Genomic DNA, 17,027 nt, shown 5'->3' with positions numbered 1-17,027 from the left:
ATTAAGTGACCCCAGCCGCCCGTCTCGCCGCCGCCGCCTCTGTCCTGGACTCCATCGCCCAGGGCCGCCAACCGGCCGAGGCCGTCCTGAAGGCCTGGGGCGGCGCCAATCGCTACGCCGGGTCCAAGGACCGCCGCGCCATCGCCGACCGCGTCTACAAGGTGCTGCGCGCGCGCGGGCGCCTGTCGTGGATCATGGGCGGACGCGAGGACGGGCGCGCGCTGGTCATCGGCTCGCTGCACGCCATCGACGGTCTGTCGCTGGAAGAGATCGAGGCCCTGCATTCGGGCGACGGCTATGGTCCGCGCCCCCTGTCGAAACAGGAGCGCAGCCGCATTACGGCGGGGCAGGACGAACTGCCCGGCTGGGTCGCGGCGGGCCTGCCCGAGTTCGTGGTCGAGGATTTCAAGGCAACCTTCGGCGACCGCTGGGCCGACGAAGCTCACGCCCTGATGGCCCCCCGCGCGCCCATCGACCTGCGCATCAATGGCGCCGTCGCCACGGTTGAAGAGGTCGAGGCCGAACTGCGCGAAGCGGGTCTGGAGCCGTCGCGCACGCCCTGGTCCGAGTGGGGCCTGCGCGTGCCGTCCGAGCCGCCGCCCAACATCCAGGCGCTGGACGGCTTCAAGGCGGGCCGGTTCGAGATTCAGGACGAAGGCAGCCAGGTCGTCTGCTGGCTGGCGGGCGCGGAACCCGGCGCGACCGTGGTGGACTATTGCGCGGGCGGCGGCGGCAAGACCCTGGGGCTGGCGCAGGCGATGGGCGGGCAGGGCAAGCTGGTCGCGTCCGACGTCGTGAACAAGCGTCTGGAGCACATCCGCCCCCGCCTGCAACGCGCGGGCGTCGAGGCCGATCTGGTCCTGATCGGCCAGAACGGCGGCGGTCTGGAAGACCTGAACGGACAGGCGGATCTGGTCTTCGTCGACGCGCCGTGTTCCGGTTCCGGCACCTGGCGTCGCCGTCCGGAGGACGCCTGGCGTCTGACGGCCGAAGAGGTCGAGAAACTGCACGGCCTGCAGGTCCGCATCCTGGGCCAGGCGGCCAAGCTGGTGAAGCCGGGCGGGCGTCTGGTCTATGTCACCTGTTCGATGCTGGCGCGCGAGAACGAGGCCAGCGCGGATGCGTTCGAGGCCGCCAACAGCGATTTCCGCCAGGTCGACTTGTCTGAAGTTCTGTCGGCAGGACAACTGACTGACGCGGCCCGCGCCCGGTTCCCCGAACTGGCCAAGGGCGGGCGCCTGCGGCTGTCGCCCCTGTCCGCCGACACCGACGGCTTCTTCGCCGCCGTTTACGGGCGCACGGCGTGAGCGCTGGGCGCCAGGAACGATACGGCGACGTCTCGGTCCTGTGCGTCATGGCGGCCCCGGCTGAGTACGGCCAGAACCTGCGCGCCCGCATCCAGCCCCTGATGACCGGCATCGGTCCGGTCGAGGCGGCGGTGGTGCTGAGCGCCGCTCTGGCGCGGCTGGAGGCGGCGGGGGATTTGCCGGACCTGATCGTGTCGCTGGGCTCATGCGGATCGCGGGTGCTGGAGCACGCCGTGGTCTATCAGGCTTCGTCGGTCGCCTATCGCGATATGGACGCCAGCCCGCTGGGCTTTTCCAAGGGGGTGACGCCGCTGCTGGATCAGCCTGCGGTCCTGCCCCTGCCATGCCCCATTCCCGGCGTGCCGGTCGCGCGCCTGTCGACCGGCGGGAACGTCGTGTCCGGCGCCGCCTATGACGCCATCGACGCCGAGATGGTGGACATGGAGACCTGGGCCCTGGTCCGGGCCGCCCAGACCTTCGGCCTGCCCCTGATCGCGCTCCGCGGCGTGTCGGACGGCCGCACCGAGTTGAAGGCGTTGGAGGACTGGACCTCCACCCTGCATCACGTCGATCAGAATCTGGCCGTTGCGCTGGCTCGGCTGATCGCGGTGCTGGAGGCCGAAGGCCTCGCCGCCCTTGAAATCCCGGCCTCGCAAGGCCAAGACCCCGCGCAACCCTCCCCGGATTCGATCACGTCATGACCACGCCGCACCAAAAGGTTCTCATCGTCGATTTCGGCAGTCAGGTGACGCAGCTGATCGCGCGTCGCCTGCGCGAGGCCAGCGTCTATTGCGAAATCCATCCGTTCCAGAAGGCCGAGGCCGCCCTGGCCGCCATGAACCCCGCCGCCATCATCCTGTCCGGCGGCCCTGAGAGCGTCCATGAGGAAGGCAGCCCCCGCGCGCCGCAGGGCGTGTTCGAGGCGGGCGTGCCGGTTCTGGGCATCTGCTACGGCGAGATGACCATGTGCGAACAGCTGGGCGGCAAGGTCGAGGGCGGTCACACGCGCGAGTTCGGCCGCGCCGAGATCAAGGTGGAAAAGACCTCGCCCCTGCTGGCCGGTCTGGCCCCGGTCGGTGAAGAGGAAACCGTCTGGATGAGCCACGGCGACAAGATCGTCGCCATTCCCGAAGGGTTCGACGTCGTCGCCTCGTCCGACGGTTCGCCCTATGCGGTGATCGCCGACGAGACGCGCCGCTTCTATGGCGTGCAGTTCCACCCCGAGGTGATGCACACCCCGCGCGGGCACCAGATGCTGAAGAACTTCACCCACGGCATCGCGGGCCTGAAGGGCGACTGGACCATGGCCGCCTATCGCGACGAGAAGATCGCTCAGATCCGCGAACAGGTCGGCGACGCCAAGGTGATTTGCGGCCTGTCGGGCGGCGTCGATTCATCGGTCGCGGCGGTCCTGATCCATGAGGCCATCGGCGACCAGCTGACCTGCGTCTTCGTCGACACCGGCCTGCTGCGCAAGGACGAGGCGACCCAGGTCACCACCCTGTTCCGCGAGCACTACAATATCCCGCTGGTGCATGTTGATGCGTCGAAGGAATTCCTGGGCGAACTGGCCGGTCAGTCGGACCCGGAAACCAAGCGCAAGATCATCGGTCGCGTCTTCATCGAGATTTTCGACCGCGAGTCCGCCAAGATCGAGGGCGCCGAATTCCTGGCTCAGGGCACCCTCTATCCCGACGTGATCGAGAGCGTGTCGTCGTCCAGCGGCAAGGCCCACGTCATCAAGAGCCACCACAATGTCGGCGGCCTGCCCGACTATATGAAGCTGAAACTGGTCGAACCCTTGCGCGAACTGTTCAAGGACGAGGTCCGCGCCCTGGGCCGCGAACTGGGCCTGACCGACGCCTTCGTGGGACGCCACCCGTTCCCCGGTCCGGGCCTGGCCATCCGCATCCCAGGCGAGATCACCCCCGACGCCGTGGCCACGCTCCAGGACGCCGACGCCATCTATCTGGACGAAATCCGCAAGGCCGGCCTCTACGACGACATCTGGCAGGCCTTCGCCGTCCTGCTGCCGGTCAAGACCGTCGGCGTCATGGGCGACGCCCGCACCTACGAAAAAGTCCTGGCCCTGCGCGCCGTCACCTCCACCGACGGCATGACCGCCGACTTCTACCAATTCCCCTGGGACATTCTGGCCAAGACCGCCACCCGCATCATCAACGAAGTCCGCGGCGTGAATCGCGTGGTCTACGACGTGACGTCGAAGCCGCCGGGCACGATCGAATGGGAATAATTCGGACCTTTCGGGACCTTTCGGTGTCGCTTCCGAAAACGCCTATAACGCACTGACGATATTGTGAATTCTGTCGAGACCCTTCGAGATCGTTCGGAGGGTCTTTTTTCATTTTACCGTCCCGGATGACGGTACCTCCAGACATTGATCCGGAGGATTCGGCTTCATACCGTCAAGGGGCTGTCGAGCCCGGTGACGGTATTGGTTTCGCTGAAATTATTGAAAAAGCGAAGAAAAATGGCCTGAGGGCGGGCTCGTTTCGAACTTGTCTGGATGGAGGTCGTTTTACCGTGCTTACAGACGCTGCTCTCAAGAATTTACGCCCCAAATCAAAGCCTTACAAATGTACCGACAGGGACGGCATGTACGCCTTCGTGTCGCCCGGAGGAGCCATCTCTTTCCGGTACGACTACCCCTTCAACGGTCGCCGGGAGACGGTCACCCTTGGCCGCTACGGCCGAGGGGGGTTGAGCTTGGCCCAGGCCCGGGAAAAGCTGTTCGACATCAAGCGTACGATCGCTGACGGCGTGTCGCCGGCGCTGGAAAAGCAACGCGCCAAGCGACGGTCAAGCAAGCCCGCAGCTTCGAACACGTCGCCCAGGCCTGGATGGAGAAGGCGCCTATGGCGGACAGCACCCGCAACATGCGCCGGTCGATCTTCAACCGGGAGGTTCTGCCCCAGTGGCGTAATCGGTTGCTCAACGAGATCACGCCGGACGATCTGCGGGCGCACTGCAAGTCGATCGTGGATCGAGGGGCGCCAGCTACGGCCATCCACGTCCGGGACATCGTGAAGCAGATTTACGGCTGGGCAATCCTGCACGGAGAGAAGATCGACAATCCCGCAGACGGCGTGGGGCCTGCGTCCATTGCGACCTTCAGGCCCCGGGACCGAAGCCTGTCGCCGAGCGAAATCCGCATCATGCTCGACTTGCTCGGGGACGTGGCGACCCTGCCGACCATCCGGCTTGGCCTGAAGTTCATCCTGCTGAGCATGGTGCGCAAAAGCGAGCTACAGGATGCAACCTGGGACGAGGTGGATTTCGACAACGCCGTCTGGTCGATCCCCAAGGCCCGCATGAAGCGGTCACGAGCGCACAACGTGTATCTCTCGACCCAGATGCTCGACATCCTGGTCGCGCTGAAGACCTGCGCCGGGAACTCCCGATATCTGCTGCCGTCGCGCTACGACGCCGATGCGCCCATGTCGCGCGCGACCTTCAACCGGGTGACGGTTGCCATCGCCGAGCGCGCCAGCGATAGGGGACTGCCGCTAGAGCCTTTCACCGTGCACGATCTTCGTCGGACTGCGTCGACTCTGCTGCACGAGATGGGGTTCAACTCGGACTGGATCGAGAAAGGTCTGGCGCACGAAGAGCGCTCGTCGCGCGGCGTCTACAACAAGGCGGAGTTCGAGATGCAGAGGCGGCATATGGCGCAGCAATGGTCCGACGCCGTGGAGGCGTGGGAGGCAGGCCAATCGTTTTCGCCCGTCCTGGCGCCGCCAGAGACCGGCTCGCCGCGGTTCAATCCGTCCTTCGCGCCAATCGGTTGACGAGCTTGAGGGGGTGATGTCTGCAGAAAGAAAGGGTTCGGTCCTGGAGGATCGTCTTGTGGCGTATGCGGCGACTTTGCCGGAAGGCCACATCCTCGCTGCGAAGGCGTTGCCGCAGTTTGGCGCACGCGCGGTCGTGACGAGGTCTCTGTCGCAGCTTGTTCGCCATGGACGCCTTTTGCGGGTGGGGCGGGGTCTGTACGTCCTGTCTGCTCAGGGGCGTTTCGGTGAGCGGCCGCCGACCGTCGAAAGCGTCATTCGATGCTTCTCGGCGCACTCGCGGGCAACGGTCGTACGGAGTGGGGCGGCCGCAGCCAACGTCTTGGGGCTGACCACTCAGACGCCGGTGCGCCATGTCTACCTCACGAGTGGTCGCAGTCGTCAGCTCCAGATTGGGCGTCAGTGCGTGGAACTGCAACATGCGCCGTCTTGGCGTCTCGCTTTTTCTGACAGCACGGCCGGTGATGCAATCCGTGCCCTTGCGTGGCTCGGTCCAGAGCACGCCCGAAGCGCATTGGAGGTGTTGCGGCACCGATTGCCTGATAGCGCTTTTGAGGAGATGGCTGCTGTGAAGCGTCTGCCGACTTGGCTCCGCCGCCTGTTAGAGGGGCGCGGTCTGGGGGCGCTGTCGGGAGGCCGAACACCGTAAGAATAGCAGAACGTCACATGGTTAGGCCGTGACTTATTTTGACTCGTAGGCGAAGTTCGGAGCGTCCGCTTGGAGCGTCCTTTTAGGCTGGGCCTTGGCCACTAACGACTATCACGGTCTCTTGGCGGAGCTGCCAATTGCGAGGCAACACCTCAGAATCCGGACGGGCGACCTGGTTACCTATATTCTAGCGATAACGCACTTCTGGGGCTTGGCCGACTCTTTGCCGACGATGGGGATCGGCCAGTCTTATCGAGTTGCGACAACGGGCGGGGGAACAACGTGACGGACGCCTACGAATTTGGCGATGAGCGGGACGATGAACCGCGCTATCGCGATGTCGCCGAGATCGGCGCGGCTGACCTCTACGAAGCGCTGATGAGCTTGGCCGGCTTTGCCGCGAACCCTTATCTGGCCATGCAGGCGAGCCAGCTTTGCCTCGTTGATAATTCGCTCAACGCGATGGAGTTGGAGGTCATGCACCATCAGTTCGATGACGAGCCGCCGCGTGGGAAGATCGCGCTGTTGGGCGCGCTTTCGCCCATGTGGATCTTCGCAGCCTACGAGCTGTTTCGGACATGGCGCCAGCGCTGCGATGACGTCATCAAGCTTGCGGAGAATTCAGGGATCGACCTCAAGGCCGCTCACCTCGAGCGGGACCTGGGATATCGCCACTACGATCGCGAGCTGCGCGCGCAACAATTGCGCGATGCCCAGGAGCGGCCAGAACTTGCTGAGCAGATGCGGCTTGACCTCCGGCGGACGGAAATGGGGTTCACCACGCTTGAGTTCATCCGCGTCGCGTTGGCCAAGCACGAGGTGAGTAAGAAGGGCAACAAGAAGCCCATCGCGTTCGCTCCGGGTCTTGCCCGTCCTAACCGCTGGTGCGGCTCTATGGAGTATGAGCTGAGCAATGGCGGCGCAATCATCAGCTATGTGACGCGTCGCGACATCGCCGAGACCATTCGATTCATCCGGAGGCGGAGAATCCGAGCGATGAGGATCTGGCCTGCTTCCGAGCCTATATGAACCCGCCCGATGTCGAGCCGCCGTTGGGGTGATGGGGTCATGAGCGATCAGACGTCGCCAGAGCGAGCAAAGACCAAGGCTTTCGACCTACTCGCGTCGGTAGCCACTTTTGCGCGGGAACATGCCATCGGGCTAAATGATCCGTCATTGGTCGAACGGTTCCTCGCCGACGCAACGCCAAAGCTGGAGGAGGCGTTGGCGGACCCGACGCTGATTCATGGCTCGCGAACCGAGCGCCTGTTCGAAGCGACGGTGCTTAGCCTGGGCCATTTTCGATTGCTCAAGACCGAGGATGTCGGTCGCGTCCATGCCGAAGACACCTGCCGAGCGCCGGATTTTCGCGTGGTTCTCGATGACGGCGAGCAGTGGTTGGTCGAGGTCAAGAACGTCCGAGGCAGGGAGCCCTTTAAGCAGAAAACACACATGTCTGCGGCCTATCTGGCCTCGCTCCAGACCTATGCCGACATGGTGGGAACGCCCTTGAAGCTGGCGATCTTCTGGTCACTCTGGAACATCTGGACGGTTATCTCGCCGGATCGCTTCCGCAGTCCGAGCGGCGGCCTGCGTGTCACAATGAAGGATGCAGTGCTCGCGAACGAATCCGGAAGGCTCGGTGAGGTGATCATCATGACCAAGGCGCCGCTGCGCTTGGTGCTCGGGGCGTCGACCGATATGCCGCGTTCGCTGAGAGAGGAGGGGCTGGCCAATTTCATCATCGGGTCGGCGAAACTCTATAGCGGCGACGTCGAGTTGACGGATCCCAGAGATCGCAAGCTGGCGGAAGTGCTACTGCTTTACGGGGAGTGGTCGGTCGGCGGGCCGCACGCGATCAGCGACGGCGGCGCGTTCGCGGGTGTCGAATTTGTCGCGACGCCAGAGGAACCGTCCGATCAGGCTTGGGATGGCATAGGCTGGGCCAGCCGCATTTTCAGCCGGTACTACGCCGCGCAGACGGTTGATGGCGACCAGGTCATCCAACTCCATGGAGAGGCGGCCCCGGAATGGTTCGCGCCGCTTTCGGATTGGGATTTCAAGAACAGCAAGCTGCCGCTCTTGCTGGGGCGGCTTCAGTGGCCGGATGACCAGGCGCGCGGTGATCCGGAACCTCCTGTCTGATTCCGTTTCGTGCGTGGGCATTTGAGCGCCTGCGTTCTAATCCGGTTAGTCGTCGACCGGCTGTTCCAGCGGCGGCGGCACCCAGCCGTCGGACTGGAGGAAGGTGAATACGTCTTCGTATTTATCGGCGCGGCGCATGCGGCGAACGTGTTGGTTGAAGCGATTGCGCGCGTCAGGGGTCGGCCGATCACCGGGCACCGCATTGCGTAGCACACCGAGCAGAAGCGTATCTGTTTCGGCCGCATCCCAGTTCTGCCCGTTGTCGATGACGGCCTCGAGGAGTTGGTCAAGCTGTTGGCCGCTCAGGCGGCCGGCGAACGGCGTGATGAGGTCGTTGAAGTTCACCTCTGATCCGCGCCAGCTGCCAGAACCTTTGTAGTGCTCGACTGCCAGAGGCCACAGTTCGGCGAGGGGCTGAGAGGCGATTGCAGCGGCCAAATTTTCCCGATTGAGGCCGGCTATTAGCGCAAGTAGCGCCGCGCGGAATTGCGGCAAGGTCACGCCTGCCAGGATGCGATAGTCGGTGAGTGCCGCAGGGTCGGCGTTGTCGATGGTTGCTTGCAGGGCCGTGCGCGTCGGCTCCTGCAGCTGTGGCCAGAAATCGGGAAAAGCGGCGATGAACGCAATGGCGCGAGGGCGGCTCACTGGCTCAAGGTTGTCCATCAGCCTAGCGATCGCCAGGGATATGTCTGGCCAGGCCTCAGCGGCGCGTTCGCGCACCGCGACCAATGAGGGGATAATCTTGCGATGGAGCGGCTCCCATTGCGCAGGCACGCCTTTGAGAAGGGATTTTGCCAACACCACGCCGAAATTGCGGACGTTTTGAGCGCGGACGCGCGCCAGGTAGCGCTGGTCGACATAGTCCAGGATGCGTTCGTAGTCCGTTGGAAAGCCAGGCGACTGCACATCGACGTCATACAGCTCGAAGATCGCTTTGCCCTGCAAGGGCTCCTGCGACAGCACGAGATCGACCGCGTTGACGAGGTGAAGCCGCACCAGCTCGGGCGATGGCGAGAACAGACCCGCCTCGGCGGAGAAGGCCGGATGCGCGCAAAGATGTCTGTCTTCGCGCAGGCGATCCAGATGCGTTCGAGAGATGCGATTGACGACTTGGGTGTTGGTCGTTGCGTCTTCGAGGATGCCGCCCTCGAGCTGAAGCAGCTTGGGGATGTCGCCGGTGACGGTCGCGTTGTCCCACGCCTGGAGGAACGCCGTCGCGGCCGCATCGCCCATAGCGCTCAGCTCGCGATACTTGGCGATCAGGTCGTAGACCAAGGCGACCCAGGCTGAGGTGAGCGCACCACGCAAAGCGCCAGCCTTGTAGGCCTTCACCGCATCAAGAAAATACACCTTCGACTGCGGATGCCGAATCCGGGTGAGGAGGATGTCGAGATCAACAAATCCAGCGTCCAAGGTCCAGGCCCCTCCAATATGCGTCGTTCCGCGCTGAGCGTGATGATCCAGCTGCTAACGCGGTTCGGGCGCGCGCTTCGTATGTGCTCACCTTTTTGGCCATCCTACAGGCTCCGCCGCCGGAAAGACCGTGTCGATCCCCCAGGCGCAGGAATCCAGCACCTCGAGCGCCATTCCGGGCGAATGAATCTGTGAATTGCCGTGGGAGAGGCTGTTGCGCAGCGCGATCATCGCCTCGACCGGATCGTCGAACGGCATGGCGCCGGCCGCCAGCTTGGGAAAAATCCCGGCCTTACGGGCCTGGTCGACGAGGTTGCGCATCGAGCCCTTGGACTCGCCGCCATGCCCATTGATGCGATGCTTGAGCGCCAGCTCGAAAGCGCCATAGGCCTGGATCTCGCCGACCACCAGAAGGTCGTAGTCGAAGAATGCGTAGAGCATGGTGTTGCGCGCCCGGTCATAGGCGTCGCGTACCTCGGCGGGGGCCGAACCGGACAGGACCACCCGGCCGATCGCGGCATGATGATCAAAGAAGGTCATGGGCCGATGCCTCTCGCCTTCAAGCACCACGAAGCCCTCGAACCGGGCGTCGGGCTTTAGGATGTCGTCGGCGGACTTGTAGGCCATGGCTCAGCCTGGCTGATAGATGACGGCGTCGGCAATGGCTGGCTGGCCGTCGAACACGAACGCAAGGCTGTGGCGGGCCCGGGTGGCGGCCACGTACATCTTCGCCAGGGACTTTTCGATCGGCTTCAACTCCTTTGAGCCTAGCCAGGTCTTGGCTCCGCCATGGGGGAAGATGAGGACCCGGTCGAAGGTCATGCCCTTGACCTCGCCGAAATTCATCGCCGGCAGATCGCCGCACTTGGTCTTGCGATCGTAGCGCAAGGCCTGGGGCCGATAAGTCGCCGCATAGGTGCCGATGTCGGCGGTTCGGACGACGAAGACGCCGTCGTGCCCCGTCACTTGCTGGTTCTTCGACACCGTCGGCGGGCAGTCCGGATAGAAGCTGTCGCCCAGGCTGGCGATGACCTGCGGACAGCGATGGGTGTGGGTATCGTAGGTCAACTTGACCAAGCCCTTCTTGTCCCAGGCCTTAAACTTGTCGAGAATCCCATAGCCTTGGAATTTGCTGTTCTTGGGTGCCTTATTGGTGGCGTAGGTCGCCTGGCGATGATCCCCGACCAAGGTCAGGCGAATGCCCGCCTTGAGCATGGCCTCGAGGATGTCGAGATCATAGCCGGCCAAATCCTGCACCTCGTCGATCAGGATGTGGTCGAACCTCTGGGCGAGGCGGCGCATCACCGCGCCACCGGACCTGTGATCGCAGGCGCAGACGAACTTGGCGATCTTGTCGGGATAGATCAGCCGCCCGTCGTGGAAATAGTGGTCGGCCGTCCGGGACTCCGGCACATAGAGGGCCGAACGTCCCTCGACCCAGTGCAGGCCCTCGATGCGTTCGTCGTGCAGCGCATGCTGATAGGGCCGCGCGAGCTCGCGCAGCAGAAAGGTGAACCAGGTCTGGACTTCGATATGGGCAGGGATCACCGCCCCGCGGCGGTAGAACTTGGCGGCGATCTCGCGCTCGTTGTTCTGGGTGTAGGTCAGTAACGCCGCCCGCGCGCCAGGCTCGGCCAGGAGCTCCTCGACGATGCGCGTAGTCTTGCCGCCCCCCGCCGCGCAGATGATCACCCGACTAGCCAAGGGCCGCCTGGATGTAGGCCGGCGCCGTCCAGAGCTGAGCGGTCTTGAAGAACGCCAAGGCGGCGTCGGCCTTGTTGGCCTTCATCCAGGTCAGAAGCGCGTCGTCGTCAGCGAAAGCCTTGCCCAGGACCGCCTCGATCACCGCCCGGCCGTTGGCCTTGAGCAGTTGCGGCTCCAGGGTGCGGAAGTTGACGTCGGTATCGTAGTGAATGGCCACGCCCGGCTTGCCGTCATAGTCGCGGTACTTAGCCGCGAGCGCGGCCAGGTCGCCGTCGTTGTCAGTGACGACCGCGACCTCGCGTCCGATCAACAGGGCGATGTCGAGGAAACGCTTGAACGCCAGCGACCCCACCGAGATCACGTCCACGCCGGCCGCTAAAGGCGGCTTGCCGTGCTTGCGCTGGAATGCAGCCTGCACCACCAGCTCGTCGGACGGCCCTTCCACCAGGATGGTCCGCTTGGCCAGGATTAGCCGCAAGGTGTCGTGCCCCGGCAAGCGCATGAAGTAGTCCTGCGTGGCGGCCGGCAGATCCTTCAAGGTGGCGTTGCGCCCCCGGTTGAAGAGGATCACCGACTCCATGCCCAGCTTGTTGAGCACGAAGCTGCTGTGGGTGGTGATCACCAGCTGACGCTCGGCGCGCTGCTCGCCAATATGATCGATCAGGGCGTTGAGGTTGGAGAACGACAGATGGTTCTCTGGCTCTTCGATCTGGATCAGATGCGACTCGGCCGAGGCCTCCATGGCCAGCTTGATCTTGATGGTGTTCTGCTCGCCCTTGCCGACCAGGGGCAGGGGGATGGCGTCCAGGTGCGGCATGACGCCGGTCTCCCAGCCGGCCCGCGAGGAAGTGTCCAGCGCCACCGACAACGCTTTGTCGGAGATAGCGCCCTTCTTGGCCGCCAGGGAGGCGTTGACGCCCTTGACCTTCTCCTGGTCGAGGAAGAGGTCTTTCATCTGGCGATAGGACAGCGCCAGATCGACCTTCTCGGCCCGAGTCAGGCTGTCGCGCATGATGTCGATCACATACCGGTTGGCCGCGGCGTTGTTGCGGATGGTGCTGGCGTCGATGAAGCTGGGCTTGATCGGGATTGATCGGGCGGTGACATCGTGGCCTGCGAAGCTGCGCCAGCGCACCTGATAGTATTCGATGGGCAGGGTGCGGACTAGATCCGGGTCGGCGATATAGCTGGCGTACTCAGCAGTGTAGTCGCGAATGAAGGTGATCGAAAGCGCCACGCCCGTTGCATCGGCATGTGCATGGTTGTGTGTGCCGCGCATAGCCGCGAGGGCCGGGTCGTCCGGAAAATAGAGTTCAATGAAAATCTCGGGGATCGGCGCGGCCGTCTTGGCCCGTAAGGCGGCAATATAGGTCTCGACGAGCTCGGCGTTGAATAGGTGCGTATGCAGTTCCCCAGTGATCGGCCGGCCGTTGATCTGACCGCTCAGGGCCAGGTGGATAGCCTCCAGGAGCGTGGATTTTCCGCACTCGTTGTTGCCGACGATGATGTTGAGCTTGGGATTGAGCGACAGATCGACCTTATCCAGGCAGCGATAGTTGCTGATCACGACCCGTTTAACGAACAACTACATCTCCCCAGGCTTCGCCGCTCGCGCAAGCTTGGCTGAATGTTAATACAAGCTGCCATTGTGGTCTATGGCCGCCGCAAGCCTGATCGTCCAGTCTCTGAGTAGGTGCTGAGCGTCCTGTTTCTGGAGGTGGTCCAACGGCGGCTATTGGCGCGGAGGAGAAGTCAGCTGTCCGGCACGGCTAAGTTCAGCGAATGTGGCTGAAGCAACAGAGTGAAGTAGGTTCGACTTAACTGGCCGCGCGATCCAAATGGGGATGGAATGGGAAGAAAAGTAAGCAGAAGGTGGCCAGCATGCCAGTGACGGTACAGATTGATGAGATGCGCTCATCAGGCGCGACAAAATCGAGAGCAATGACCAAGTGTTCTGATCAGCCGCTTTCCGTGCGCACAATCAAAGATGCCGCCGAGAGCGCCACAGCCAAGGCAACGCGGGCGTGGATGATGCGCATGCTTCGGTGGGGTGCCGGCGCGAGCAACATCGATTTCCTTGCTAATCTCTTAGAAGAAATCGGGCTCCGGACCAGCCGTGAGGCCGTCAGGGGCCATGGTGAATGGCTGGCGGAGCGCGGCTACTTGACCATCAGCCACTTTGAGGCGGTGACGGTCTATCGGTTGACACGGCAAGGCGACGAACTGGGCCGCGGGATTATCATCGACGAAGGCGTGATGGCCATTTCGTTGGCCGACGTCGAGGATGACGAGGCAGTGAAGATCAGCACCAGGGCGCCCGGACCGCCGACTTAGGCCTGCCATTTCGCCGCGCGGTGAGAAGCGACAGGACGCGAACGGCGTAGGCGAACATCTGGGCCTTGCGCCGGCTTGATCGGATGCTTGCGTCGCAGGGCGAGCCACGCTTCGACCTCGGCTAAATCCCAGACCACGCATCGTGGCGTAAGCAGGAACCGGCGAGGGAATTCCCCCTTGCGCTCCATTTCCCAGATCGTGCTGTCGGCGAGCGGCACGATCTGGCGAAGTTCGGCTTTCTTGATCGTGCGCGGCAGAGCGGTCTGAGGTTGTCCCATGTCGAAGTCTCCCTGGTGCGACTCAAGGGAATCCGAACGGCGCCGAAGGGTCGACGCGTAAGATCCCCCCGGCACAATCGCTTCCGCCAGGCTTCGGGTTGTTCTCGGTTATGTTCGCACAACGTCGGAATGAGATGAGCGCGACATTTGGATCTTGCGGCGTGATCGTAGTCAGCTACACTCGGTGTTCATGAAATGATCATGGGCGCGAGTCGCGCCGGAGTGGATTCTGTTGCGCGCAATCGACCTCTACGCAGGTATCGGGGGATGGAGCCTTGGGCTGCGTCTGGCCGGCGTTCAGGTCGTGGCCTCCTATGAATGGTGGCGGCCGGCGGTCGATACGCATAACGGCAACCACGGCGGCGACCTGACCGTCACGAACGTCCGGACTTTGAAGCTGGAGGACTTGCCGCGCGATATCGATCTCGTCGTCGGCAGTCCGCCTTGCACCGAATTCTCCTATGCGAACCGGGGCGGTAGCGGCGATCTCGCAGAAGGTCTGAAGGATCTCGTCCGCTTCTTCGAGGTGGTGGACCACCTCAAGCCCCGCTGGTGGGCGATGGAGAACGTGCCGCGCGTGGCGGAGTTCATGCGGGCGGGTTTCGCGACCAAGGGTCATCCGTTGCATCGCTTCCGCCATCTGAACCCGCTGATCGAGGTGGTGGACTTTTCCGACTATGGCGCGGCGCAAGCGCGGCGCCGCTGCATTGCGTCGAACATCCCCATGGCTCTGATCGACGCCTACAAGCCGAAGCTCAAGCGCCGGACGCTCGGCGATGTGGTTCGCGCCTTCAGCGCGGACGGCGACATGGTGACGGACCCGATCTGGGGCGGTCGCCTGCCGGCCGCGTCCCTGACCGAAATGGAGACGGAGCCGGCCCTGGTCGGGGAAGAGTTGCGGATGAACCGGGACGCCAAGGTGTTCCACGCCGTCTACAACAACATGGCCTTCCCTGACCGGCTCGAAGAGCCCTCCCGCACGGTGACGGCGACCTGCACGCGTGTCTCCCGTGAAAGCATCGTGATCGAGGACCCGGTACGGCCTGGATCGTTCCGCAGGCTCACCATCCGCGAACGCGCGAGCCTTCAGGGCTTTCCGATCAACTACCAGTTCTACGCCCGCTCCTTCGCGGAAAAGGCCAAGATGGTCGGCAACGCCATTCCCCCGACCTTCACCTATCTGCTGGCGTCTGCCGCCAAGGACGTGAGCGCCAAGGCGTTCAAGGGCCTGTCCATGGGCGCGGACGAACTCGACTTGCCTGAAGTCCTGCCGAAGCCCACGCCGCCGGAGAAGGCCGGGCGGACCTATCCGGCTGACCGGTCCTTCCGGGCGGCCATTCCAGGGCTCCGCTTCAAGAGCGGAATGCGGTTCGAGCTTTCGAACGGCTCCCGCCGGTCCGGCGTCGATTGGAAGGTGCGGTTCTTCTTCGGGCCCTCGAAGGACGTCCGCGAGGTCGATCTGGACGGGAGCGTCTTTGCTGAGCTATCGGAGACGCTGTTGCGCCAGGCGACCTTCGATCGGGTCTGGACGGAGTTGGAGCGCATCGACGCCAGGCTAGTCGACGCCAATGGCGAGAGCCTCCAAGCCGCCTGGTCGCACAAGGGCGACGGCCATGATCCCTATGATGTGGTGGACTGCCTCGCCGCCGTCGCCGCCGAGCTCCAGACGGCGATCGAGGCCTGGGCTGCGCAGGAGGGCAATGAATCGCTGGCTTCCGCCTATGTCCTGAGCGTCGTCGGAGGCGACGAGCCGCCTTCTATGATTCCGGGAAGCGCCAAGCTGGCGCGGAACGCCAAGGCGATCCTCGCCGGCCTGATCGTGGGCGACTGGTTCAATGTCGGCCGCTTCCCGAAATCGCGCCGGAAGGCCGCCTAGGTCGGATGCAGGACCGACGCCGCTGTCAGGGCGCGACACCAAAGACCACCAGAGGCACAGGCGGAACGCCGCGTCCGCCCCGCATCAGGTTGTGCAGCTCCTTTTCGTAGCAGGAAGGACCTGACGACATCTCGGCCTGCAACGACTTCATGGGCAGGATTTCGATGCCGACGTCGATCTTGCCGGCCACATAGAAGGCCAGGTGCTTCACGAACAGGTCGTAGGCGACGAAGGCGTATTTGCCGAACTGGACCTCGACGGCGACCCTGTCCTTCACGAAGTCGGTCTGGTTGTAGGACCGGATCGGCTCGAAGCCCGCCTCTCGGATCATCTGCTGCTGCTCGTCCAGCGGAAGGTCGATGATCCGGCGATTGATCTCCGCATCTTCGCAGACCCAGTAGTCCGTGCGCACGGACTCCCAAGCGCCGGGGCATTGCGAGAAGCCCCTATGGATCGCCTCGTTCAAGGCCCTGGGGGAATAGAGCGTGCGACCCAGCTTTCGCTTTTCGAGAGATTCCTTGGTGCGGCACGCCTCGGCGTCCACATCGTCGATGACCAGGCGCAACTCCGCCAGCAACTTGGGCTGTCGCGCTTCCAGAAACTCGAGCCCGTTCAGGTGGGAATAGGTCTTGGCGATCCGCAATTCAGGCCTCCGCCCGCATCCTGGAGCGACTCAAGTTAGGAGTCACCTGTAGCAGGGGGAATGATGCGATGTTCGAGGCATTGATCGAAAAGGGGTTCCAGGTCGAATTCCATTCGCACGCACGCGCGATCCTGGCGGCGGACTTCCCAGGCGCCGCCGAAGAACTGGAATCGGCCCTGCTGGAGGCCACCATCCCGATCGAGGAGATCATCGCCGGCGGGGGCGGGGAGGCCAAGGGCACCCAGCGGTTGCGCAACGCCCTGACCGCCCTGGCCTGGCCCAAGACGGAGTTCGTGGTCGAGCGGTCGGTCAATGGCGTGAAGCGCGAGAGCCAATCGCACATCGTCGATCACGTCCGGCAACTCGAGAGCGGCGAACGCGTCGCGCTCGAAATCGAGTGGAACAACAAGGACCCGTTCTTCGACCGGGACCTGGAGAATTTCAAACGGCTGCATGCAGACGGCGCTATCTCGGTCGGCGTGGTGGTCACGCGCGGCCGGAGCCTGCACGAGGGGATGCGCGGCCTGGTGGCGCGCTTCCTGGATGAGCGCCAAATCCAATCTTTCGAGGACATGGCCCAGTGGGGCTATGAGCCGACCTCGCGCCAGCGCCGCAACATCCTCGCTCGGGTCGGGCGTGGCGCGACCTTCCGCGAGGCCTTTACGGGCCAGTTCGTCTCGGACAAGTTCGGCGAAGCGACGACCCACTGGCGCAAGCTGGAGGACCGCATCCATCGCGGGGTCGGCAATCCGTGCCCCATGGTGCTCATCGGATTGCCCGACACGATCGTCACCTTCCATGAAGGGCGTGCGGCCTTGGCGGAGGTCGAGGCCGCGGAGGAAGCGGCCGAGGAATAGGCGGCGGTCTCT

At 63.7% G+C, this 17,027-nt stretch carries 15 protein-coding genes and 1 pseudogene; 10 read left to right on the top strand and 6 right to left on the bottom strand.

Translation table 11 applies throughout. From position 1 onward, the window contains the following. Positions 1 to 5 precede the first annotated feature (5 nt). From P0Y50_15105 to P0Y50_15075, 7 genes and pseudogenes are all read left to right on the top strand, one after another. Positions 6 to 1,307, top strand: coding sequence for an RsmB/NOP family class I SAM-dependent RNA methyltransferase (locus tag P0Y50_15105; GenBank protein WEK39842.1), 1,302 nt, complete (start codon positions 6 to 8; stop codon positions 1,305 to 1,307). Further along, on the top strand, positions 1,304 to 2,008 hold the full coding sequence (locus P0Y50_15100) for a 5'-methylthioadenosine/S-adenosylhomocysteine nucleosidase (GenBank protein ID WEK39841.1): 705 nt from the start codon (positions 1,304 to 1,306) through the stop codon (positions 2,006 to 2,008). The genes P0Y50_15105 and P0Y50_15100 overlap by 4 nt, the downstream gene beginning before the upstream one ends. Continuing rightward, positions 2,005 to 3,561 carry a glutamine-hydrolyzing GMP synthase gene (guaA, locus tag P0Y50_15095; protein ID WEK39840.1) on the top strand — a complete coding sequence of 519 codons (1,557 nt, stop codon included), beginning with the start codon at positions 2,005 to 2,007 and terminating at the stop codon, positions 3,559 to 3,561. The genes P0Y50_15100 and guaA overlap by 4 nt, the downstream gene beginning before the upstream one ends. Positions 3,562 to 3,851: 290 nt before the next feature. After that, a pseudogene (locus tag P0Y50_15090) lies at positions 3,852 to 5,116 on the top strand (tyrosine-type recombinase/integrase). A 16-nt stretch (positions 5,117 to 5,132) separates the two neighbouring features. Next, on the top strand, positions 5,133 to 5,765 hold the full coding sequence (locus P0Y50_15085; GenBank protein WEK39839.1) for a DUF6088 family protein: 633 nt from the start codon (positions 5,133 to 5,135) through the stop codon (positions 5,763 to 5,765). Positions 5,766 to 6,047: 282 nt separating this feature from the next. After that, positions 6,048 to 6,794 carry a hypothetical protein gene (locus tag P0Y50_15080; protein WEK39838.1) on the top strand — a complete coding sequence of 249 codons (747 nt, stop codon included), beginning with the start codon at positions 6,048 to 6,050 and terminating at the stop codon, positions 6,792 to 6,794. Positions 6,795 to 6,833: 39 nt separating this feature from the next. Then, entirely contained in the window at positions 6,834 to 7,910 is a 1,077-nt protein-coding gene (locus tag P0Y50_15075; protein WEK39837.1) for a hypothetical protein, read from the top strand. Between the two features lie 45 nt (positions 7,911 to 7,955). Here the strand turns inward: P0Y50_15075 and P0Y50_15070 are convergent, their stop codons facing one another. The 4 genes from P0Y50_15070 to P0Y50_15055 all read right to left on the bottom strand — a co-directional run bounded on the left by P0Y50_15070 (position 7,956) and on the right by P0Y50_15055 (position 12,612). Next, complete coding sequence (locus tag P0Y50_15070; GenBank protein WEK39836.1) at positions 7,956 to 9,323, bottom strand: hypothetical protein; 1,368 nt, start codon at positions 9,321 to 9,323, stop codon at positions 7,956 to 7,958. Positions 9,324 to 9,410: 87 nt separating this feature from the next. Next, entirely contained in the window at positions 9,411 to 9,863 is a 453-nt protein-coding gene (locus P0Y50_15065; protein WEK39835.1) for a hypothetical protein, read from the bottom strand. Between the two features lie 90 nt (positions 9,864 to 9,953). After that, positions 9,954 to 11,015 carry a UvrD-helicase domain-containing protein gene (locus P0Y50_15060; GenBank protein WEK39834.1) on the bottom strand — a complete coding sequence of 354 codons (1,062 nt, stop codon included), beginning with the start codon at positions 11,013 to 11,015 and terminating at the stop codon, positions 9,954 to 9,956. A gap of 4 nt (positions 11,016 to 11,019) precedes the next feature. Next, positions 11,020 to 12,612: an AAA family ATPase gene (locus P0Y50_15055; GenBank protein WEK39833.1), complete on the bottom strand. Its 1,593-nt coding sequence runs from the start codon at positions 12,610 to 12,612 to the stop codon at positions 11,020 to 11,022. Between the two features lie 296 nt (positions 12,613 to 12,908). On the opposite strand from P0Y50_15055, the gene P0Y50_15050 reads away from it, so the two are divergent. Continuing rightward, positions 12,909 to 13,361 (top strand): hypothetical protein, encoded by a 453-nt coding sequence (locus P0Y50_15050; GenBank protein WEK39832.1) that lies wholly within the window; start codon positions 12,909 to 12,911, stop codon positions 13,359 to 13,361. Here the strand turns inward: P0Y50_15050 and P0Y50_15045 are convergent. After that, complete coding sequence (locus tag P0Y50_15045; protein WEK39831.1) at positions 13,358 to 13,639, bottom strand: AlpA family phage regulatory protein; 282 nt, start codon at positions 13,637 to 13,639, stop codon at positions 13,358 to 13,360. The genes P0Y50_15050 and P0Y50_15045 overlap by 4 nt on opposite strands. A gap of 232 nt (positions 13,640 to 13,871) precedes the next feature. Between P0Y50_15045 and P0Y50_15040 the strand changes: the two genes are divergently transcribed. Then, positions 13,872 to 15,515: a DNA cytosine methyltransferase gene (locus P0Y50_15040; GenBank protein ID WEK39830.1), complete on the top strand. Its 1,644-nt coding sequence runs from the start codon at positions 13,872 to 13,874 to the stop codon at positions 15,513 to 15,515. A 25-nt stretch (positions 15,516 to 15,540) separates the two neighbouring features. On the opposite strand, the gene P0Y50_15035 is transcribed toward P0Y50_15040, so the two are convergent. Next, positions 15,541 to 16,158: a BglII/BstYI family type II restriction endonuclease gene (locus P0Y50_15035; GenBank protein ID WEK39829.1), complete on the bottom strand. Its 618-nt coding sequence runs from the start codon at positions 16,156 to 16,158 to the stop codon at positions 15,541 to 15,543. A 68-nt stretch (positions 16,159 to 16,226) separates the two neighbouring features. Here P0Y50_15035 and P0Y50_15030 point away from each other — a divergent pair, with 68 nt between their 5' ends. Beyond that, positions 16,227 to 17,015, top strand: a complete 789-nt coding sequence (locus P0Y50_15030) for a BglII/BstYI family type II restriction endonuclease (GenBank protein WEK39828.1) — start codon at positions 16,227 to 16,229, stop codon at positions 17,013 to 17,015. Positions 17,016 to 17,027: the final 12 nt, after the last annotated feature.

It is taken from the genome of Candidatus Brevundimonas colombiensis (assembly GCA_029202665.1).
Classification (GTDB): domain Bacteria; phylum Pseudomonadota; class Alphaproteobacteria; order Caulobacterales; family Caulobacteraceae; genus Brevundimonas; species Brevundimonas colombiensis.
This window is presented reverse-complemented; position numbering and strand designations above follow the sequence as displayed.

Bases quoted from the DNA above. Each gene is read 5' to 3' on its own strand.
- guaA (WEK39840.1), top strand. From the start codon at position 2,005: ATGACCACGCCGCACCAAAAGGTTCTCATCGTCGATTTCGGCAGTCAG.
- P0Y50_15085 (WEK39839.1), top strand. From the start codon at position 5,133: ATGTCTGCAGAAAGAAAGGGTTCGGTCCTGGAGGATCGTCTTGTGGCG.
- P0Y50_15075 (WEK39837.1), top strand. From the start codon at position 6,834: ATGAGCGATCAGACGTCGCCAGAGCGAGCAAAGACCAAGGCTTTCGAC.
- P0Y50_15065 (WEK39835.1), bottom strand. From the start codon at position 9,863: ATGACCTTCTTTGATCATCATGCCGCGATCGGCCGGGTGGTCCTGTCC.
- P0Y50_15050 (WEK39832.1), top strand. From the start codon at position 12,909: ATGCCAGTGACGGTACAGATTGATGAGATGCGCTCATCAGGCGCGACA.
- P0Y50_15045 (WEK39831.1), bottom strand. From the start codon at position 13,639: ATGGGACAACCTCAGACCGCTCTGCCGCGCACGATCAAGAAAGCCGAA.
- P0Y50_15030 (WEK39828.1), top strand. From the start codon at position 16,227: ATGTTCGAGGCATTGATCGAAAAGGGGTTCCAGGTCGAATTCCATTCG.